The organism is Sphingomonas sp. SUN019 (assembly GCF_024758705.1).
Classification (GTDB): Bacteria; Pseudomonadota; Alphaproteobacteria; order Sphingomonadales; family Sphingomonadaceae; genus Sphingomonas.
Map to the genome: position 1 here is coordinate 747,596 of NZ_CP096971.1, position 19,412 is coordinate 767,007.

Genomic DNA, 19,412 nt, shown 5'->3' on the forward strand with positions numbered 1-19,412 from the left:
TCGGCGCAGAAGCGCTCGAAACTTACCCGAGCGCGGCAACCGCGCGCGCGGTAAGTTTCGCGTCATTCTCGACCGCGCCGAGCACGTCGAGCGATCCGTCGGCCGCGGCGCGCGCGACCAGCAGGACGAACTCGCCCGTCGCCGCGCTCGTCGGCACCGTTACGCTCGCGATCGCCGCACGATCGCACCGCGGCGCAGGCGTGCGCACCACCGGGCGACGTTCCGCACGCGCCGCGGCGACCACACCCTTGATTCCGCCGGGGAAGCCATCGATGAACTCGACCAGTTCGCCCGTCAGCACGCCGACGCGCGCCGCATGCGTCAGCACCGCGGCGAACTCGGTCACCCGCGTCTTGTCGTAATCCGCGCCGAACACCAGCTTCACGACGGGCGTCATCGGCGCGCGCGCCTGCGCTGAGATGCCGGCGTCGTCGAGCAGTTCGGCCAATCCCTCGGCATCCTCTGCCGCAGTCAGCGCGAAGTCGTGCGCCCGGCCCAGCGCGCGGTACAAAGCGGCGCGGCTGCGCGTATCGTGGGCCCGCGCCACCGCCGCGGTCTCGCGCGCGATCGCCAGCCGATCGGCGAGCGATTCGGGAATTGCTTCCGTCGTTTCCTCCACCTCGGACGGTGCATCCTCGGCCACCCCGGCGCTTGGCCCATCGGCCCAGACCGCGGGCGTCTCGCTCGCACGCGGCGCGGTTCGCACCGCCGCCGCCAGCTCCGCGTCGAGCTTAGCCTGCTCGGCCGGCGCGACCAGTTCCTTCCAGTTGATCACGCCGTAGATGTAATCGATGGAATCCGCGTCGGATGAGAACGGCATCAGGATGCCGCGATACATCGTGTTGTTGCCGCGCGACGCGACGAACTCAGCTTCGAACCCGATCGGAGCGCGATTCGCGATGATCTGCAGGTAATGGTCCGTCAGCCGCGACAGCAAGGACCGCGCGGGCACCTGCGAGATATGCGCGATCGAATGGTCGAGCGAACATTCCTCCCGCAGCGCACGGCCCAGATACTGGATCGCCGGATCCTCGATCCCGCGCGAGAAATCCAGCAGCACGCTATGCGGGCCGAAATCGGCGATCGAGGCCGGATCAAGATCCTCGATCGACGGATAGGCGCGGCCCTTCAGCAACGACACCCAGTGGTTATAGGCGCGGACGTGCATCCGGCGCTCATCGCCACCGATCTCGATTGTCGCCTCGCCGACGCCGCCCTCGGTCGGGTCGTTATCGGCATCGTGTCGGGCCTGATCCAGGCCGCGGGCGGTATCCATGCGCAACTGTCCCTCGGGGGCGATTGTTCGAGCGGCGGTTGTGCCCGCCATGTGGTAAAGACCGCGTAAAGGCCGCGAATTACCGGCGCGCTTGCAGCCGCCCAAATCACCTGCTACGCGCCGCTCCCTCGACGTGCAGCACTGCACGGCACGGGCCGCTTTAGCTCAGCTGGTAGAGCATCGCATTCGTAATGCGGGGGTCACAGGTTCGAGTCCTGTAAGCGGCACCACCCCTTTCAGCAGGCAAGAACAGTGACATACGGCGGAAGTGCCTTCCGGGTGGGTCCGTGTTTGGGTACTGCGTGGGGCGCTTTGGGTGGGACAGATGAGACAAGGCCCACGCCACCCCCTGCCTCGCTGCGCACGTGGCGAGCACCTCGGCTGGCACGGTCAAAAGTCGCTTTCCGGCGTTTGAATACTACGCTCGGCCCCGCCTATCTCGACCGTCGCCTCGCCGACGCTGCCCTCGTTCGGGTCGGGCTCACGGGTTGATATGCGCTTCGGGGCGAGACAAAAGATTAAGCGATTCTAACCTGCAATCGAATTTCTCAATCTCGGCTATCAACTCCTCTATATCTTTCATTTCGTCTGCGAAGGGGTCTCGAATAGTACGAAGAGAGACTTTGCTAGACTTGTGAACCATATCGCCGCGAGCTTTGCCAGTTCGATCGAGCTGTATCAACATTGTCTCGATAAGATCCCCGGGGAATACCCCCAGTGGCACAAGGAGATCAGCAATATTCTTACGTTTAATACCGTTGTTCTCGCCAACGACATTGGCCTGAGTTTTTATTGCTTGTTCCACGATCTTTTCAAAATTACCCCCGCTGTGAGGGGCAAGCGGATCGAGAGGGACTGAAACCCGCTCGGGTTGTCGAAACGCTACCAGTGCTGCCAGGACGCGATCAACAACGCACGAATTCTTCCACCTATCCTCGGCTTCACTTAAAATTCGTCGCGTTACTGCTTCCCAATATGATTGCATTTCCGCATGTGAAAACACCACAAATGCCTGACATTTTAAGAGACTCGCATTTGAATAGGGAACGGTTGGGCTGGGAGAAAAGTCCATCAAGTCTTATTTGAGGACTGCAACTGCATGATGAAGGATTTGGAATTCAACTGACGGCATAACTACGCCAGAAACTTGATATGGGCCAAGCTTATTCCAGACACATTTTCAAGTGCCTCGCCCCAGCGGTTAAAACGCATTCTGTTGGACGTCAACGATTTAGTGGTCGTTTCAAGAGCCGTTCGGAACGTCTCATCGTTACATAACTTTATAAAAGCAGGTTTAATCTCTGATATTTTGCCCTCCAAGGCTGACCTTACTTCCGGGTAGGAAAAGTAATGCAACATTATATCAAAGCCAGCACGGTTCTTTTTCGGCTCGAATTCATCGCCATTCCACTTTCTCAGAAAATGGTCACTTCCAAACGCGCGTTTTGTAAAGATAAAAGCGTGTTCCATCTCCGAGACTTGATTGCGAATTTCGTTTTCTTGGTTCGTCCACTGAGCATTTAATGTCTTTGTCGCATTATCTAAAAATAGTTTTAGGTTTCCATTATGCGACGAGATAAAGTTTCTGTACGCTATAAACCGCAATAGTATTTCTGCATCGCGCATTCTGAAGTCCGGATATTTAAGATTTAATGCATCCTTCAATCCGTCAGACTGCGCAGAAGAATCATCCACGTATCCGGAGAACGGCCCGGCATTTAATGCCTGACGAAGTTCTTGCGGCGATAATTGTACGCTACCGGTATTTATCCGTAAAAATACCTCGTAAAGATACGCCTCGTGTTGCCAATTTCTTATAACAATCGTTCTGATACTAGCGTTATCAAATGCACTGCGGTCATCAGATAAATTAAGCTCGTCTCTGAGATTAGAGTAAGTCTTTTTATTCAGGTGTTTTAGTTCAGTTAAACCACTCAAACGTAACGGCTTGAATTGATCACTGTTATCAATAGATGCAAAACGTCTAATTGCGAGGAGTCTCTGCTTTCCATCAATCACTATAAATGATCCACGGCGTCCCGGGGCCTCTGCCAAAATGAGTTGTGCATCGGGGGTTTGAGACAACCCGCTTCGTCAACACCATCACCACCATGACCCATAACGATCAGGTCAACGGACTTTGCATCGTGGCCGACACGATCAAAAAATTCGTTTCGCTTATGGACAAGACCGAAGCCCGCAAATTCGGCGACACGATCCGGCGGTTCGTGATGAAGGGCGGAACCTATGTCGGTCTGGCACACACCAACAAAAACCGAAGCTCAGATGGGAAGCGGGTCCATTCCGGCACCACGGACCTGCTTGAGGATTTCGATTGTGCGTTCATGCTCGACGAGGTCGAAAAGGACGAAGGCCGAAGGGTGGTGGCTTTCGAAAACATCAAGCGCCGCGGAAATGTCGCCTCGACAGCAGCGTACTCCTACTCGATCGAGGAAGGGCAATCTTACGCCTCGGTCCTCGCCTCAGTCGGCAAGGTAGGCGACGAGGAACTGACCGAACTGTTCCGCCAGTCGGAAGTGCGATCCGACACTCCCATTATCGCAGCAATCGAACGCGAGATTGCGAATGGTATCAGGTCGAAAATGCTGTTGGCCAAAGCGGTCAGTTGCACCGAGCGTATCGGGCGTAATCGGGTCGTTACGATCATCGAGCGCTACACCGGCGATGATCCCGCAGTGCACAAATGGACCTTCGCTACCGGCGGTCACGGCAAGCGGGAATACACCCCGTTGACTTAAGCTAAGGACTAACAGTCCGCAGCATCGAAAGTTGGGGGGCGGAGACCAGAGCCCCAGAATTCCAGGTCCCCGCCACCTCTCCAGCTTTCCGGCGATCGGCCTCCCTCGGCGCGGCACCTCCCCAATCCGGAGTGCCAGCCGGGGGCATCCGACTTGCCCTCCTGACGGCCCACCCGACGCGACTTCGCCCGTGCAGGGCACTTCCCCATCGCCGCCGATCCTCCGCGTCCAGCGGGCTTCTGCGCGGTCGGGGCTTCAACCCACACAAACTAGGAAACCACATCATGCCAAAGGCTAAACTGGATAACACGTTCTGCCTCACCGCCTCCTGCCCAACGGGCAAAAACAAGGAAACGTACTACGACACGATCACGACTGGTTTCGTCCTTGAAGTGCGATCCTCCGGTGGACGGACCTTCTATATGCGCTACCAAGATGCGCACGATCGCCAACGCCAGCATCGCATTGGTGCCTACGGCGACATCACGTTCGAGCAGGCCCGTAAGGAGGCCAAGCGCCTTCGTTCGGAGATCACGCTCGGCGGCAACCCCGCGGCAGCGAAGGAAGAGCTTCGGGCAGTACCGACGTATGCCGAGCTTGCCGCACAGCACCTTGCCCATGCGAAGACGTATTAACGCAGCTACAGCACCACTGAAATGTATGTCCGGCGGCACATCGTTCCGCGTTGGGGCAAGGTTCGCCTGACTGACATTCGCCAACAGGACGTTGCGGTATGGCTTGCTGAAAAGGCGACTAGCGGTCTGGCACCCGCCACGGTCGAGAAAATCCGGGTCACGTTCGGACGCTCTTTCTCGCTTGCGCTGACTTGGGGCACCCCCGGCGTCACCCGCAATCCGATCGTCGGCATTCGCCGTCCGCCGATCAACAACGCACGGGAACGCTTCCTGACTGTCGAAGAGGCCCGTCGGCTGCAAAGGGCGGTGGTGGACTCGCGCAACACGCTGCTGCCGTCCATCGTAGGACTGCTGTTGCTGACCGGCGCACGGGTGTCCGCGCTCCTGAAAGCGGAATGGGCCCACATCGACCTTGATCGGCGTGCCTGGCTAATCCCGACATCGAAAACCGGAAAGTCACGACACGTGCCGCTATCGCAAGCGGCAATCGACATTATCGTGCAACTGCATCGGGTCGGGCGGTGTCCGTACCTGCTGCCGAACCCGGACACGCTGAAGCCATTCACGACGATCAAGCACGCGTGGCAGAAAGCGCGGCGCGATGCGGGACTGGACGACCTGCGCATCCATGACCTGCGCCATTCGGCGGCGTCGTTCATGATCAACTCGGGTGTCGACCTGTTCGCGGTCGGCAAGGTGCTGGGTCACGCCAGCTATCAGAGTACGCAACGGTACTCCCATTTGGCCAATGACACTCTGCTGGCCGCCGTGGAAGCGGGAGCTTCGAAACAGAGCATCGATTGGGCTCAAGCTAAGTAATTCCCCTTCCCCGACCCATTCGCTGGCATATTGCTGGTGGATGGGTCGGGCCCAAATTTTTTTTCGGCGGGGTTATCCTGTGCGCTGATGCGCCGAGGTCCGACCCGATTTTCCTCGGACTAATCGCTCTGCCAAGCGTTTCATTGCATCAAGCGCGATAAGGTTTGAGGCACATAAAAAGCTAGCCGCTTCGCCTTCCTATTTTATGAGAGTTCAGGGGTTAAAATAAATATATCCTTTGCCAATCGTCTTTCGAAGTTAATTGTGAATAACTTAGATCCATCTGGGCTAGACCGACATAAATATTGGCCTATTTAGGAAATGTTCGGTATTGGATACCGGCCCGGATCTAATTACCAGCGAAGGAAGCAATTCATATTTAGGAGGTTATATAATGCACAATACAGCAAACAGCGTGTCGGAAGTTACGGTATCTGGCACCTTTCATATCAGGATCCCAAAGTCGCCCGATCACCCACCAATTATTCCGGTTGTCCAGGCGGGCGCTGTCGGAACCCAGTCCACTGGGCAGCTTTCTGACGAAGATATGGCCGCTTTCAGGTCTAATGTCGAAGAGATGCTCGATGCCAGTGGACCCGGAACGAACGTTAACGAGCGGCTTGTGAACGTAATCACCGCCTGCATTTGCGAAGGCATTGATACAGCCGGTTGGATCATTGCGGTGGCGAGAACCTTCGGCTTCAAGCGCGGCCACGTCGGCTCGGTGTTGACTTATAGCGCAGCTGGGCGGTCCAAGACGCCTCTCTGGCGATGCAATTCGGACGGGCACTACAGCCTACTCGACTAATCCCGACGAGCCCGGGCGTCCCATCTTTAATCGGATGGGACGTTCGGGTAACCGCTATGTCACCTTTCGATTCTTCTAGGCTACAAGCTCGCTGAAGAGGCGAAAACGCCGGGCCGGTTGGCCGACTGACGGTTTAGTCGGCAGCGTTTGCCGCGCCCTCTTAGACGCGGTCTGCTTCGATCTGGTGTACAAACGGCTTGGAGCATCTCGATGCCACCACTGAACCGCCTGCGCCGCGGTCCTAGGTCGTCCGCCCTATAGCGGCAGCGGCAACTGCCCATCCGGGACGATCACGAACGGTCGTTCGAGCCGATCCGCGATCAGCGTACCCAGTTCCAGCGCCGCCTCTTCGCGAAGGCGTTCATCCGGAGCAGTGATACCGACTCGCGCCCATCCCGGCGCACTGAGGACCATCTGGGCGAGCATGAAGGGGCTGGGCATATCCATGCCTCTTTGTTCCTGTTTTGATCCGGCTCGTTTAGCGGAAAATCTGGACCGCCCGGAGAATGCGCAGTCGGAGTTGCCGGCACGACAGGGTTAAGGCGCGAGCATGAGGTTCGCGATGTCGCAGCCGCTTCTCAGCCGACGCTTCAATGTTTGTCTCGCCGCTGCCAGCGTTTCGACCTCCTCCGTCATTTGATCGGCGAGAGCCCCCGTTGCGAGGCCTTCTTGAATCTTGGCGGCAGTACTGCCTAGTGGTGCGTAGATGGCGGGATCCACCAGATTGCGGTCAAGCTCTTCCCACTCGTCCACGTCGCGTGCGACCCGGCTCAAGTTAATTTTCGGTCGCGGCGAGCGCAGAAGCATTTCTTGCGGTTCAGCCGAGAGGTGCTTGCGCATGTTCCCGGCCGTCGCGGGCATGCACCACCACGAACCTGAACCGAGGTCAGGGTTTTCGTAGGCGGCGGCACTCTGATCAAGGAACAAATGGGCTTGCCAATCTGAGCTTTCGATCGAATCGGCACCGAGCGACCAAACCCCGCTGTCTGTCCACATAGTGTATCCGCGACCTTCGGGGCAAATTCGCCAGATCGTGTCGCCCGTCCGTCCTTGAATCGAGGCCGTTGGCCGCTCCATGAGCCATGCTGCGATCGTGGAAGGGACAGTCAACGAACTGGCGATCGGAACTAGCGCAAGGTACGTGGTGGATGCCGCCCGGATCGTGATCTGCCCCGGATGATCGAGCTTGGTTCCGTCTCGCTCCACCAGTGCGAACACCTTGGAAGACCAGTCATGGGACCGACGAGCCAGAGCAATCTTAGGGCAGAAGAGCGGTGCGCCGCACCGGGGAGTCCCATCCTCGCTGCGATCATACCGCCAGGATCCGTCGACCGCCCCGCCCGTCGCGAAATCGAATTTATGGAAGGTCTCTGACAGCCAATTGGTAATCCGAAGGTCCAGGCCCGCCGCGCCCGTCAGGCAGACATTGTCGCTCGATAGCTGATCGAAGAGCTTGCTCAAACCAGACCGAGCGTCGACCCTTCCCGCCATTACCTCGAGTGCCCGGGACAAGCGATCCGCCCAATCTCGATCTTCGTTCGCGTGTTGAACGTCAAACGAGGTGCCGCGGAACAGCCGTTCTATCGCGATCCTTCGATCGCCGGCGATAGCAAGTGCAACGTTCAGATAGCGGTCCACGCGAGGAGTTAGTCTGCGGAGCCGATCCCCGTCGACCTGATCGACGGTTTCCGGAATGGTCAGATTGCCGCGATAGCCGCTTTGCTCGTCGCCCGAGAAACCGGCGGCGGCCAACGCTTCAACCTTCCCGCCGCGCCGCAGCTTGCCGAGCATCGCGTCGAGATTGCGCGCCAATGTAATCAGGTCGCGCCGCTCGCTCGGCAACCTCTTCCTCAGCTTCCAGACAGTTGCCTTATCGCCTGGACTAGCCGCCTCGAACCGTTCCTCGACGCGCTTGATGATATCTTCGTTTAGGGTTGGAACGAGGCTCGACGGTTCGCGCTTCTCACCTTTCCGAGGGAAGGGATGGACGCTCACTCCCGCTCCTCCCGCAAACGGGTGAGCACTTCCTTCGCCTGCGGCGTAATGCGACTGTCGCCGATGGCGCGCTTCAGCAGGACGACATCGTGCGACCGATCCGCCCCGGCCGCGACCAGAGCGTCATACGCCTTACAACCAAGCGCAACGATGCGCCGGGGTGCTAGTGCCGCAACCTGTTGCTGCGTCGAGATCAGCCATGCGCGGCGCAACTCTGCACTACGCGCCGGCCTGTCACCGCGAGTGCGAAAAGGAACCACGTTTAGAAACGCAGCCTGTGAAGCGTCGCTACCAGTGGCATCGAGGACCGCATCGACCACCCGCCGAATATTGTGCGTCGCTTGGATGCCGATCCATGCGTCCGACAACGCCCGAAGGCCCGCCGCGCGCTCGTCGCTAGAGGCCGCGTCGCGGAATCGCCGGATAAGACCGTACAGCGTCACGTCCGCGGGGTTGATCCGATAGGTATCGCCGCCGCCGCCTGGATTAATCGCCATTAACAGCGTGCCGCCTGGACGCCAGTTCTTGCCGATCCAGCCCGGCGCGGCGGTCAGCGCATCGTGCTGCGCGCAAATAGGCATGAGACGCTGATCGTCGAACACAGCGTCGCGCTTGAGATTTGCGGTATTGTGGAATGCGTTGATGAGCACCTGCGACATGACTTGTGACTCCCAAGAATGATGTCCGTCTCTCCGAACTGTCACGCCAGCCCGGCGTTGAAGGAATGGTCACACGACAAGGTAATCGAGCCCACTCTGCCGGTGTTACTAGCGACCGCCGGCTGCGCTTTGGCCACTTCCGATGACAGATGTTTACCTCGGGAATTCGGTTTGCGTCTCGCGTATTCGTACTTTTGTTTTCTACTAGGTTTGTACGGCATTCTACGTGATTGCCTCTAGCTCTTAGGGCTGCGGCAGGCCTGTGGGTTGCATCGCCCGGGAGACCGACAGCGAGCTTTTCGCTAACGAGCGCCCGGCGGCTCCTATCTTGGCGGTGAAATGATGCGGCCCCTTTTGCCGAACTGCGCGTTGGACGATTGAGGAGATTAGAATGTCTGACCCCGCTAAAAATCCCGCCGACGATGATGGCGTCCTGCCGACCGAAGCAGACGACGTGGCTAAGCCTGAGCAACCACCAATGGACGACGATGCGTCGGGTCTGCCGGACGACGATGCTGAAAAGCTGGGAGACTTCGCATAGTGCCGGTTTTGAAACTGACCCTGCCTTTAACGCTGCGTGGCGAGTGATAGACGATAGCGCCGACGCGAGCGTGGTGTCGCTGCCTTGGGCTACAGCGCCGACGGGCGTAGGTTCGACGAACTGTCGTTGGTGCGACAGGACCATCTACTTGCCAGCCGTTCCATGCTCAACGCGACCGGTGGACGGTCTCTTGGATATGTTAACTGTCCCCGGCGCGGGAGATCGTTGCAAGTATGAGTTGAGCACCCGTAGCGAGCTTGGGGAATGATGCTCAGCGGTATGCGAAAATTGCTACAAGCCGTTTTCCTCGGCCTTGGCGGCCGAAGCGCAAAGGCACTTCACGCCTAGCTCGTTACGATTTGCGCCGAAGCGACCAAATCAGCGCAGAACAGCTTGTGACGAATGCTGCGACGGCGGCCAGCATAGCGGGATCGAGAACGATCATAGCGCGACTCCTTTCTCCAGTATGTGTCAGAACGGAGCGGAGTAGGAAAGAACAAAAACGGAACGGAAGGTCGCCATCTTTGAACCGCTAGGGTGCGCCTCCCCGTTGCCGACGAAGGATTTGGAACGCTCCGCTGGCCTTTGCGAGCGCGACCTCGATCGCGTGAAGGTCACTATCTAGTAACGCTGCCTCCCGCCCAGCAAGTTCCTGCACCACAGCCCAGACGTCATCACTTTCACGCGCGAGGGCTAGAAGGTGCACGCCGCTCGGTCCGCCATCGCCGTTTATCCATGTTCGGGCGGTGCGATCACAAGCACCAGTCCATCGAACGACCGTCTTGGTCGCGCGACGGCTGGAGCCCAACGTGCCACGTAACGCCTCACTTATTCGGGCCACATAAACCGCGTCGGAAACACGTTTCGGTCTCTTGGGAAGACTCCTGCCGGTTTTAGGAAGCATCCTGCCGCTCCTTCCGCGCTAACGGTGAAGGCTCTACGCCGCGTCAGCACATAGGTCGGCAATGGTAATCAATTGGAACCATCCCACTGACGGCGACGAGGCCCCGCCACCTCGGCGCAGGGCGGCTATTTACGTGCGAATGTCGACCGAGCATCAGCAGTATTCGACTGACAACCAAGCCGCCGCGATCCAGCTTTATGCCGATCACCGTGGTTTCGAGATTGTTCGCACTTATTCGGATGACGGAAAGAGCGGGCTGAACATCGGGGGGCGCGCTGGCCTTCAAACGCTTCTTGCGGATGTAGAAGGCGGTAAGGCGGATTTCACCGATCTGATCGTTTATGATGTTAGCCGGTTTGGCCGGTTTCAAGACCCGGACGAGGCTGCTTCGTACGAGTTGCGTTGCAGGCAAGCTGGAGTCGCCGTCCACTATTGCGCAGAGCAGTTTGAGAACGATGGGAGCATAGGTTCCTCGATAATCAAAACGGTCAAACGCGCGATGGCTGGCGAGTACAGCCGCGAGTTATCGGTCAAAGTTTTTGCAGGTCAGGCAAACTTGATTCGGCTTGGCTACCGGCAGGGCGGTATGGCGGGATACGGGTTGCGGCGGCTGCTCGTCGATCAAGACGGAAATCCCAAGGCAGAACTTTCCCGCGGCGAACACAAAAGTATCGCGACCGATCGGGTGGTCTTGAGCCTCGGCCCACCTGAAGAAGTCGCCGTTGTGCGAGAGGTTTATTCGTTATTCACGACCTACGGCCGTACCGAAACTGAGATCGCAAATATTCTGAATGAACGCGGCGTACTCTCAGACCTTGATCGTGGATGGACGCGCGGCACCGTCCATCAGCTTTTGATCAACGAGAAGTATATCGGCAACAATGTGTGGGCGAAAACGTCCTTTAAGCTTAAGCAAAATTACGCATCGAATGACCCGAGCGAATGGGTGCGCGCGGAAGGCGTTTTTCCGTCCATTGTGGATACTGAGGCCTTCATTGCGGCCCAGAAGATTATTGCCAAACGGTCCGAACGTCTCACCGACGCTGAGATGCTAGACAGCCTTCGCTCGATCTTAGTCGAGAAGGGCGTTCTGACTGGACTTATTGTCGATGAGGCGGCGACCGCTCCATCTAGCAGCACATTTAGAGCTCGTTTTGGAAGCCTCCTACGTGCCTACACGCTGGTGGGTTTCGTACCCCGAAATGATTACCGCTATCTCGAGGTGAATCGCGCACTGCGCCAGATGCACCCAAGCGTCGTGGAAGAGGCGATCTTGGGACTTTGCGCGGCCGGTGGCGACATCAAACGGGACCCGTCGTCCGACATTCTCACGATCAACAGCGAATTCACCGCCTCGATCATCGTCGTTCGATGTTTTGCCACGGCTGGTGGCTCCCTTCGATGGAAGCTCCGATTTGACACCGCGCTAAAGCCGGACCTGACCGTTGCGATCCGGATGGACGAGGCAAATGAGGTCGCGAAGGATTATTACATCCTACCACGTCTCGATATGCGCGATGCGACCCTTCGCCTCGCCGAGCATAACGGACTGTCGTTCGATGCCTACCGGTTCGATACGCTCGACCCCTTTTATAGATTGGCTTCGCGCGAACCACTTCGGAGGGTCGCATGACAACGCATACAGACTCGCAGCGCATAGAGTGGATTCCCCTAGACCGGATCGTCGTCGTTAATCCGAGAACTCGCAACAAGCACGGGTTTCGTGAGATCGTCGACAATATCGCTCAGATAGGTTTGAAGCGTCCTATCACGGTAACCCGTCGCATTCAGGCAGACGGTCCGTTCTACGATTTGGTTTGCGGCCAAGGGCGACTGGAAGCTTACGAGGCATTGGGCCAGCGGGAGGTGCCTGCTTTGGTGGTCACCGCCGATCCGGAGGACTGCCTGATCGCAAGCCTCATTGAAAATTGCGCTCGTCGCCAGCATCAAGCTATCGATTTGCTGCAGGATATAGGCCGACTGCGCGAACGCGGCTATGCGGCCGCCGACATCGCCCGCAAAACTGGTCTTTCCGTTGAGTATGTGAACGGCGTCACGAGACTCTTGGAGAAGGGTGAGCAGCGATTGCTGCGTTCGGTCGAGTCTAAGGCGATGCCGCTGAGCGTCGCCGTCGAGATCGCGGAAGCCGAAGACCACGACGTACAACGAGCCCTGCAACTCGCTTATGAACGCGGGCAGCTACGCGGCAAAAAATTGATTGTTGCGAAAAATATCGTCGAAGCGCGCCGACGGCGAGGGAAAGGACTAGCCCCAACGGGCCCCCATCAAACGCCGCGCCTTTCGTCGGCCGGGCTGGTACGTGCCTATCAAGAGGATGTGGCCCGAAAACGCGAGATGATCCGGCGCGCAAACGCCACCGCTGATCGGCTGATGCTGATCACTGAAGCGCTAAAGCGGCTGTCGAAGGATGAGCATTTCCTGGGCCTGTTAGAGGACGAGGATTTGGCGACGATGCCAGCGGTGCTCGCCGCTCGGTTATCTGGTTTGAGGGCCGCTCCATGACCCCGAAACGTCCTACGATTCCCGTAAAGATCGGCTTCGAGGAGGTGAGCGTGCGCCTTCCGATTGAGGCGATCTTCCCGCTGAGAGAGGTCACAGCGGCGGTCAGGAACTCGATAAAATACGGACAGATAGCTGCTTCGATTGCCGAGGTCGGTATCATCGAGCCACCCGTCGTGACGCGAGACCGTCAGGATCGGACTCGATTTCACCTGCTTGACGGGCACCTACGCATCGCAATTATGCGCGAACGTGGCGAGAACGATGTCATTTGTTTGGTCGCACTCGACGACGAAGCTTTCACATATAACAAGCGGGTTAGCCGCATCGCCACTATTCAAGAGCACCGGATGATTCTGAACGCTGTCAAAAAAGGCGTATCGGAGGAGAGATTGGCACGGGCACTTAACGTCAACATCGCCAACATAAGGATAAAGCGAAATTTGCTAGTCGGGATTTGTCCCGAAGCGGCAGCGCTGCTCGGAGACAAGCACGTCCCTATCCACGTTTTTACAGAGCTTCGCTTTTTAAAGCCCCTGCGACAAATTGAAGCCGTTCAAGCCATGATCGCTATGAACCGATACTCGGTCAGCTATGCCAAATCCTTGGTAGCTGCGACCCAAGAAGGCGATTTGGTTGAAGGACGCCCGCGGCGACCCAGGGGCCTCACCGAGGATGAAATCGCGGTGATGCAGCGCGAGTCTGAAAACATCGACCGAGAGTTCAAGCTTGTTGCGGAAAACTATGGAGCCGATCACCTCGATCTTGTTTTGGCTGTGGGATACGTGAACCGACTGCTCGGCAACGCACGTGTGGTCCGCCATCTCGCACATCGCCATGCTGATATACTTTCTGAATTTCAGAAGCTGACGGAGTTGCAGGAAGCAGCGTGATGGATCGCAGTCCTTGTAGAAGCCATACATCGAGCGTGCGAACTGAGCCGCCGTTCAGGGGTATAGAGGGGGGCGATTTTGCGTCGGCCCTCCTACCAAAGTGCTTTCAGTAGGACGCCGCCCTAATCTGATTTCTGCCGAGTTTGGGAACGTCGTGGGTTAGCACATAAAACGGGACTGGTTCACACGATAACTAACTCGAATTAATGGATATTTTCTCGATCGTGAGTAACCTTCGTAATGCGGGGGTCACAGGTTCGAGTCCTGTAAGCGGCACCATCGTCCCGGAAATCTTCGGAATAATCGTTTAGAGAACGGTATCTGATGACCGAGACATGCGACTGTCGCCCAGACACACTGCTAAAAAACACCTAATCTCATCAGATCGCTCGATTAGAGTCCGAGCCGAACTGTCACCATCGATGTCGCCCAAATGGCCATCTGGACTGTGGCGACGAGGTGCAATCTACCAGTATCGAACCAGAATGCCCGTTGATCTTTATGGAATCTTGGGAAATTCGCGGATCAAAAGATCGCTGAAGACAGCCTCTCTTGCCGTCGCTCGACGATTGGTGACGACGATCGCATCCGACGTTCAGCGCCAGTTGCTGGGCGGCTAGCAGACGTGATGCCATGCCTTCCCGCTGAACCGCGCCAGCCGCTGAGTTCGATACCAACCGCTCCGAGCTTGCCGGGACAAACCTTTGGCGAGGTTTACTAGCGATACCTCGTTGATCCAACGGTCAGTCGTTACGCCACGAGTCGTATCGTCTATCGGGCAACGTTCATGACGATACGATGCCGAAGCCGAGATGCCTGCCCTGACAAGAGGGGTTTGCCCGATGCTCAGCGAAGTCGTGCGGTCGATGGTGTCTTGAAACGCTTACTGCCGCGCGCGAAACGTCACCCCGATCGTGCGCGGGTCGCTCGGCGTCGCGAGGATCAGCCCGGAATTGCCCGCCTGATCGTCAGGTTCTGGATATAGTCGCGGTCGAACAGGTTGCGCGCGAGAACCGCCTGCTCCCACCCCTGCGCGCTGCGGAAACCGATCCTGCAGTTGGCCAGCGCGTAGCCGGTGATCGTCGTGAAGCGCGATCCCGTCGGGTCGCCGAAATGACGCGTCTTGGCGATCGCGTCGGCGTGGAGCAACACATCCCCGCCCAGTCCCGCCATCGGCAGCGCATCGCCACCCGCAGTCAGCGACCATTTCGGCAGGCCGGGTAGGCCCACCCCGCTAAGATGTGAAGCAGGCGGCCTTCGACTCGGCCGATTCACTTCCAATCTGATGCGATTGACCGGTGCATTAAATCATCTAACCGACTCATGATATAATAAGACTAGGAACCAGGCTTGCTTACGCAAGTTCTGACGCCTTGAACCTTGTGTAAATGGGATCAGGAATATTGCGTTCAATAAGCGTTTTGCTTACCCTGAACCACAATGCGTAGAGCGCAGGCAGAAAGAACAGCGTGATCGCTGTTCCAACTAATGTTCCACCGATCAGCACGATCGCGAGCGGTCCCCAGAAGCTCGACAGTGTCAGAGGAAGGAACGCGAATACGGCCGCGAGCGCGGTCAGCAGCACTGGCCTGGCGCGGCGAACCGTCGCCTCGATTACCGCCGCGCGGTCGTCGAGTCCGCGCGCCTTTTCGAGCTCGATCTGATCGACCAGGATAAGCGTATTGCGCATCAGAATGCCGGCGAGGCCGATCAGCCCGAGAATCGCGTTGAACCCGAACGGCGCGCCGATCAGCACCAGTGACGGCGCGGCGCCGACCAGCCCGAGCGGCGCGGTCGCGAAGACGAGGCCGGTCATGCGGAAACTACGGGTCTGAAACATGATCACCGCGAGCATCAGCAACACCATGATCGGGAAGATCGGCGCGAGCGCGGCGTTGGCCTTGCCCGATTCCTCGACCGATCCGGCAGGTGTCAGCGCATAGCCGTCGGGCAGACCGGCGATCAGACTCTTCAGCCTTGGCATGATCGCCGCGGTGACGTCGGGCGGCTGCACGCCCGCCCGAACATCGGCGCGCACGCTGATCGTCGGCGCACGGTCGCGGCGGATCAGCACGGGATCTTCGAACTCGGGCCGGAGCCGTGCGACCGCGCTGAGCGGAATCGCCTGTCCAGCGGCGTTGGCGATGGTGAGATCGCCGAGATTGCCGAGGCCGCGTCGTTCGGCTTCGGGGGTCCGCGCCACGACGTCGACCACGCGGTCGCCGATGCGCGCCTGACTGACCGTGACGCCGGAGACGAGCGCCGTGACCTGCCGTGCGACGGTCGCGGGGTCCAGCCCCATCAGCCGCAGCCGCTGCTGGTCGAACACCAGCCGGACGGCGGGCGCGCGTTCGCCCCAGTCCTGGTTCACGCCGCGGACGTCCGGGTTGGCGCGGACGATTCCGGCGACCTTGACCGCGAGTTGGCGCAGCACCGCCGGGTCCGGCCCGGACACGCGGAACGCGACCGGATAGGGCACCGGTGGCCCGAACAGCAATGTCAACACGCGCACGCGCGCGGCCGCATATCGCCCGGCCGCGATCCGCGCCTCGATCGTCGCGCGCAGCACGTCGCGCGCATGCTCATCAGGCGTCTGCACCACGATCTTGGCAAAGGATGGGTCGGGAAGTTCGGGGTTGAGCGACAGGAAGAAGCGCGGCGCGCCGGTGCCGATGAAGCTGTCGACCGAGCGCGCCTCGGTGCTGGCGCGCAGGTCGGCCTCGATCCGCTCGACCACCGCGCGCGTCGGCGCGATGCCGGTCCCGCGCGGCATATAGACCTCGATCAGCAATTCGGGGCGATCGGACGACGGGAAGAACTGCTTGGGGATGACGACCGCAAGCAGCATGCCTGCAACGAGGAATGCCGCGAGTGTCACCAGCACGACCACGCCGCGCCGGTGCACGCAGGTCGTGATCCACCCGCGCAGCCGTTCGTAGCGCGGCGTGGCGTAGATCGCGTTGTGGCCGCCCGCGACCGGCTCGATCTCCGGCAACAGCTTAACCCCCAGATACGGAGTAAAATAGACTGCGACCAGCCACGAGACGATCAGCGAGAAGCCGACGATCCAGAAGATGTTGCCAGCATATTCGCCCGCGGTCGATTGCGCGAAGCCGACTGGCAGAAAGCCGATGATGGTCACGATTGTGCCGGCCAGCATCGGGGCGGCGGTCGCGCCCCAGGCGAACGTCGCCGCGTCAGCGCGGCTTAGCCCTTCCTCCATCTTCACGACCATCATCTCGATCGCGATGATCGCGTCGTCGACCAGCAGACCCAGTGACAGGATCAGCGCGCCCAGCGTGATCCGGTCGAAATCGCGCCCCGTCGCCAGCATGATGACGAACACCGCCGCGAGCGTCAGCGGCACGGCGGCGGCGACCACCAGCCCGACGCGGAAGCCCAGCGCGATCAGGCTGACGAGCATCACGACGCCGAGTGCGACCGCGAACTTCACCATGAACTCGCCATACGCCTCGGCGATGTTGCGGGCCTGATCGGAAACCTGCGTGAAGCTGAGCCCGAGCGGCAAGGTCGCGCGGATCGCGGTCGTGGCCGCGCCGAGATCGATGCCCAGCCTGCTGCCATTCCACCGCTCGCGCATGACGACGCCGAGCATCAGCGCGGGTGCTCCCGCATGACGGACGAGATAGGTCGGCGGATCCTCGTAGCCGCGCCGGACGTCGGCGATGTCGCCGAGCTTGAACGCGCGTCCCGCGGCCACGATCGGCGTCGCGCGTACCGCGTCCAGATCGTCGAACGCGCCATTCATGCGCAGCTGCACGCTCTGCGCATTCGTCTCGACCACGCCCGACGGCGCCAGCGCGTTCTGCGCGGTCAGCGCGTCGAGCACGGCATTAGGCCCCAGTCCGAGCGTCGCAAGCCGCTGGTAGGACAGGTTTACGAAGATGCGCTGGTTCTGCTCGCCGATCAGCGTCACCTTTTTTACACCGGGCGTCGCGAGCAGCCGCGAGCGGATCGCCTCGGCGCGGGCGACGAGACCGCGTTCGGGCAAACCCCTCGCCTGCAGTGCGAACAGCGCGAAATAGACGTCGGAATATTCGTCGTTGACGATCGGGCCGATAACGCCGCGCGGCAGCTTGACCGCCTCGTCGCTGAGTTTCTTGCGGATCTGGTAGAACTCGTCGGCGACCGCGGACGGCGGGGTCGTGTCCTTCAGCGACACGGTCATGTTGACCTGGCCGGGCCGCGCCTGCGTATCGACGCGGTCGTAGTAGCGCAGTTCCTGCAAGCGCTTTTCCAGCCGGTCGGCGACCTGATCCTGCATTTCCTGCGCGGTCGCGCCCGGCCACACGGCGGTGACGGTCGCCACCTTGATCGTGAAGCTGGGGTCTTCCGCGCGACCGAGCTGGAAGAAGGCGATGATCCCCGCGGCGACGATCGCGATGATCAGGAACAGCGTGACGGACGATTCCTTCACCGCCAGCTGGGACAGGTTGAACCGGCTCATGGCTGCGACGCAGCCACGAGCCGAACCCGTTCACCCTCTCGCAGCAGCTGTGCGCCAAGCGCGACGATCCTTTCGCCGGGGTGCAGCCCGCCCGCTGCGAGCTGAGCGGCCTCGTCGCGCCACGCATCGACCCGTACCCGCTGCCAGCGCACGCGCCGGTCCTGCCCGATCACCCAGACGCCCACGCCGCTACCAGGATCGTACAGCGCGCCAAGCGGCACCTGGATGGCGTCCGCGCCGCCTCGCGTTATGCTGAGCGATACCGTCGCGCCGATCGGCGCCGCGGCGCCGTCGCCCTCCAGCGTGTAACGCGCAGCATAGGTGCGGCTCATCGGATCGGCCCCGCCCGCAACCTCGCGCAGACGCGCCGGATAGCGCGCATCGGCACCGTATATCTGCGCCGTCGCGACGGTCGGCAGCTCAGACCGGGCGGTTTCGGGAACCGCGACCAGCGCCTCGCGCGCCCCGGCCTTGGCCAAGCGAACCACCGGCGTACCCGCTGCGACGACCTGGCCCGGCTGGGCGAGAACGTCGATCACCACACCGTCGCTGTCGGCGATCAGCGCGGCATATCGCCGCTGGTTGCCTGCAGCCTTCGCCGCCGCACGCGCCGCGCTCAGATTGGCGGCGGTCATGCGCTTGGCCGCGATCGCCGCATCATAGGACGATCCCGACACCGCGCCTGCCTCGACCAGACCGCGCAGCCGCGCCTCGTCTGCCGCCGCCCTGGCCGCATCGGCGGTCGCCGCGCGCAGGCGATCGGTAGCGCCAGACGCCGTCAGCGCAAGATCGGACGAGTCGAGGCGCATCAGCACCTGCCCCCGCCGCACCGTTGCGCCGGGATCGACCAGCCGGGAGGCGATCTTGCCATCGACCCGAAAACCGAGATCGCTCTCGATCCGGGCATGAATGGTGCCGGTATAACGAGTCTCGCGACCCTTCGCCGCGCCGGTCACCACGCTGCTGACGAGCGGCGCGTCAGCGTCCGGTTTCGCCGTTCCCGCGCCGCATCCAGCGAGAAGAAGGACGCCGACAAGGGCGCCGGGGATGCGTGGGGACGGGGACATCACCTTCTCCGAGTCGCGATAGACCGACTCGTGCTTAAACTTCGCCCGTCCAAAGATAAAGATGAATA

At 59.9% G+C, this 19,412-nt stretch carries 18 protein-coding genes and 1 tRNA gene; 10 read left to right on the plus strand and 9 right to left on the minus strand.

The genetic code is table 11. From position 1 onward, the window contains the following. Positions 1-22: 22 nt before the first annotated feature. Positions 23-1,276, minus strand: a complete 1,254-nt coding sequence (locus M0208_RS03660) for a hypothetical protein (RefSeq protein ID WP_258890373.1) — start codon at positions 1,274-1,276, stop codon at positions 23-25. A gap of 154 nt (positions 1,277-1,430) precedes the next feature. On the opposite strand from M0208_RS03660, the gene M0208_RS03665 reads away from it, so the two are divergent. Next, positions 1,431-1,506 (plus strand) — tRNA-Thr (locus tag M0208_RS03665). A gap of 251 nt (positions 1,507-1,757) precedes the next feature. Here the strand turns inward: M0208_RS03665 and M0208_RS03670 are convergent. Continuing rightward, the gene (locus M0208_RS03670; protein WP_258890374.1) at positions 1,758-2,348 is read right to left on the minus strand and encodes a hypothetical protein; all 591 of its coding nucleotides are present in this window, start codon (positions 2,346-2,348) and stop codon (positions 1,758-1,760) included. Positions 2,349-2,410: 62 nt separating this feature from the next. Beyond that, positions 2,411-3,361: a DUF262 domain-containing protein gene (locus M0208_RS03675; protein ID WP_258890375.1), complete on the minus strand. Its 951-nt coding sequence runs from the start codon at positions 3,359-3,361 to the stop codon at positions 2,411-2,413. Positions 3,362-3,387: 26 nt separating this feature from the next. Between M0208_RS03675 and M0208_RS03680 the strand changes: the two genes are divergently transcribed. The 4 genes from M0208_RS03680 to M0208_RS03695 all read left to right on the plus strand — a co-directional run bounded on the left by M0208_RS03680 (position 3,388) and on the right by M0208_RS03695 (position 6,297). After that, on the plus strand, positions 3,388-4,035 hold the full coding sequence (locus M0208_RS03680) for a hypothetical protein (RefSeq protein WP_258890376.1): 648 nt from the start codon (positions 3,388-3,390) through the stop codon (positions 4,033-4,035). Positions 4,036-4,319: 284 nt separating this feature from the next. Next, a complete protein-coding gene (locus tag M0208_RS03685) occupies positions 4,320-4,670 on the plus strand; it encodes an Arm DNA-binding domain-containing protein (protein ID WP_258890377.1) in 351 nt (116 codons plus the stop codon). Between the two features lie 21 nt (positions 4,671-4,691). Next, the gene (locus M0208_RS03690) at positions 4,692-5,489 is read left to right on the plus strand and encodes a site-specific integrase (RefSeq protein ID WP_258890378.1); all 798 of its coding nucleotides are present in this window, start codon (positions 4,692-4,694) and stop codon (positions 5,487-5,489) included. Positions 5,490-5,883: 394 nt separating this feature from the next. After that, positions 5,884-6,297, plus strand: a complete 414-nt coding sequence (locus tag M0208_RS03695) for a hypothetical protein (RefSeq protein ID WP_258890379.1) — start codon at positions 5,884-5,886, stop codon at positions 6,295-6,297. Positions 6,298-6,552: 255 nt separating this feature from the next. Here M0208_RS03695 and M0208_RS03700 read toward each other — a convergent pair whose 3' ends face one another. The 3 genes from M0208_RS03700 to M0208_RS03710 all read right to left on the minus strand — a co-directional run bounded on the left by M0208_RS03700 (position 6,553) and on the right by M0208_RS03710 (position 8,951). Then, positions 6,553-6,744, minus strand: coding sequence for a DUF6771 family protein (locus tag M0208_RS03700; RefSeq protein ID WP_258890380.1), 192 nt, complete (start codon positions 6,742-6,744; stop codon positions 6,553-6,555). 90 nt (positions 6,745-6,834) lie between these two features. Beyond that, entirely contained in the window at positions 6,835-8,292 is a 1,458-nt protein-coding gene (locus M0208_RS03705) for a hypothetical protein (protein WP_258890381.1), read from the minus strand. Further along, the gene (locus M0208_RS03710) at positions 8,289-8,951 is read right to left on the minus strand and encodes a uracil-DNA glycosylase family protein (protein ID WP_258890382.1); all 663 of its coding nucleotides are present in this window, start codon (positions 8,949-8,951) and stop codon (positions 8,289-8,291) included. The genes M0208_RS03705 and M0208_RS03710 overlap by 4 nt, the downstream gene beginning before the upstream one ends. A 391-nt stretch (positions 8,952-9,342) precedes the next feature. Between M0208_RS03710 and M0208_RS03715 the strand changes: the two genes are divergently transcribed. The 5 genes from M0208_RS03715 to M0208_RS18520 all read left to right on the plus strand — a co-directional run bounded on the left by M0208_RS03715 (position 9,343) and on the right by M0208_RS18520 (position 14,429). Then, positions 9,343-9,492, plus strand: a complete 150-nt coding sequence (locus M0208_RS03715) for a hypothetical protein (RefSeq protein ID WP_258890383.1) — start codon at positions 9,343-9,345, stop codon at positions 9,490-9,492. 965 nt (positions 9,493-10,457) lie between these two features. Then, the gene (locus tag M0208_RS03720) at positions 10,458-12,029 is read left to right on the plus strand and encodes a recombinase family protein (protein ID WP_258890384.1); all 1,572 of its coding nucleotides are present in this window, start codon (positions 10,458-10,460) and stop codon (positions 12,027-12,029) included. Then, a complete protein-coding gene (locus M0208_RS03725) occupies positions 12,026-12,919 on the plus strand; it encodes a plasmid partitioning protein RepB C-terminal domain-containing protein (RefSeq protein WP_258890385.1) in 894 nt (297 codons plus the stop codon). Before M0208_RS03720 ends, M0208_RS03725 begins: the two co-directional genes overlap by 4 nt. Beyond that, positions 12,916-13,809 carry a plasmid partitioning protein RepB C-terminal domain-containing protein gene (locus tag M0208_RS03730; protein ID WP_258890386.1) on the plus strand — a complete coding sequence of 298 codons (894 nt, stop codon included), beginning with the start codon at positions 12,916-12,918 and terminating at the stop codon, positions 13,807-13,809. Before M0208_RS03725 ends, M0208_RS03730 begins: the two co-directional genes overlap by 4 nt. Positions 13,810-14,231: 422 nt before the next feature. Beyond that, positions 14,232-14,429 carry a DUF6538 domain-containing protein gene (locus tag M0208_RS18520; RefSeq protein WP_408988074.1) on the plus strand — a complete coding sequence of 66 codons (198 nt, stop codon included), beginning with the start codon at positions 14,232-14,234 and terminating at the stop codon, positions 14,427-14,429. Between the two features lie 322 nt (positions 14,430-14,751). Here the strand turns inward: M0208_RS18520 and M0208_RS03735 are convergent, their stop codons facing one another. The 3 genes from M0208_RS03735 to M0208_RS03745 form a co-directional block, all read right to left on the minus strand. Next, complete coding sequence (locus M0208_RS03735) at positions 14,752-15,039, minus strand: hypothetical protein (protein WP_258890387.1); 288 nt, start codon at positions 15,037-15,039, stop codon at positions 14,752-14,754. Between the two features lie 124 nt (positions 15,040-15,163). Beyond that, positions 15,164-18,277: an efflux RND transporter permease subunit gene (locus M0208_RS03740; protein ID WP_258890388.1), complete on the minus strand. Its 3,114-nt coding sequence runs from the start codon at positions 18,275-18,277 to the stop codon at positions 15,164-15,166. Beyond that, entirely contained in the window at positions 18,274-19,344 is a 1,071-nt protein-coding gene (locus M0208_RS03745) for an efflux RND transporter periplasmic adaptor subunit (RefSeq protein ID WP_258890389.1), read from the minus strand. Before M0208_RS03745 ends, M0208_RS03740 begins: the two co-directional genes overlap by 4 nt. Positions 19,345-19,412 lie beyond the last annotated feature (68 nt).

Bases quoted from the DNA above. Each gene is read 5' to 3' on its own strand.
- M0208_RS03660 (WP_258890373.1), bottom strand. From the start codon at position 1,276: ATGGATACCGCCCGCGGCCTGGATCAGGCCCGACACGATGCCGATAAC.
- M0208_RS03670 (WP_258890374.1), bottom strand. From the start codon at position 2,348: ATGGACTTTTCTCCCAGCCCAACCGTTCCCTATTCAAATGCGAGTCTC.
- M0208_RS03680 (WP_258890376.1), top strand. From the start codon at position 3,388: ATGACCCATAACGATCAGGTCAACGGACTTTGCATCGTGGCCGACACG.
- M0208_RS03685 (WP_258890377.1), top strand. From the start codon at position 4,320: ATGCCAAAGGCTAAACTGGATAACACGTTCTGCCTCACCGCCTCCTGC.
- M0208_RS03690 (WP_258890378.1), top strand. From the start codon at position 4,692: ATGTATGTCCGGCGGCACATCGTTCCGCGTTGGGGCAAGGTTCGCCTG.
- M0208_RS03695 (WP_258890379.1), top strand. From the start codon at position 5,884: ATGCACAATACAGCAAACAGCGTGTCGGAAGTTACGGTATCTGGCACC.
- M0208_RS03700 (WP_258890380.1), bottom strand. From the start codon at position 6,744: ATGGATATGCCCAGCCCCTTCATGCTCGCCCAGATGGTCCTCAGTGCG.
- M0208_RS03710 (WP_258890382.1), bottom strand. From the start codon at position 8,951: ATGTCGCAGGTGCTCATCAACGCATTCCACAATACCGCAAATCTCAAG.
- M0208_RS03715 (WP_258890383.1), top strand. From the start codon at position 9,343: ATGTCTGACCCCGCTAAAAATCCCGCCGACGATGATGGCGTCCTGCCG.
- M0208_RS03720 (WP_258890384.1), top strand. From the start codon at position 10,458: ATGGTAATCAATTGGAACCATCCCACTGACGGCGACGAGGCCCCGCCA.
- M0208_RS03725 (WP_258890385.1), top strand. From the start codon at position 12,026: ATGACAACGCATACAGACTCGCAGCGCATAGAGTGGATTCCCCTAGAC.
- M0208_RS03730 (WP_258890386.1), top strand. From the start codon at position 12,916: ATGACCCCGAAACGTCCTACGATTCCCGTAAAGATCGGCTTCGAGGAG.
- M0208_RS18520 (WP_408988074.1), top strand. From the start codon at position 14,232: ATGTCGCCCAAATGGCCATCTGGACTGTGGCGACGAGGTGCAATCTAC.
- M0208_RS03740 (WP_258890388.1), bottom strand. From the start codon at position 18,277: ATGAGCCGGTTCAACCTGTCCCAGCTGGCGGTGAAGGAATCGTCCGTC.
- M0208_RS03745 (WP_258890389.1), bottom strand. From the start codon at position 19,344: ATGTCCCCGTCCCCACGCATCCCCGGCGCCCTTGTCGGCGTCCTTCTT.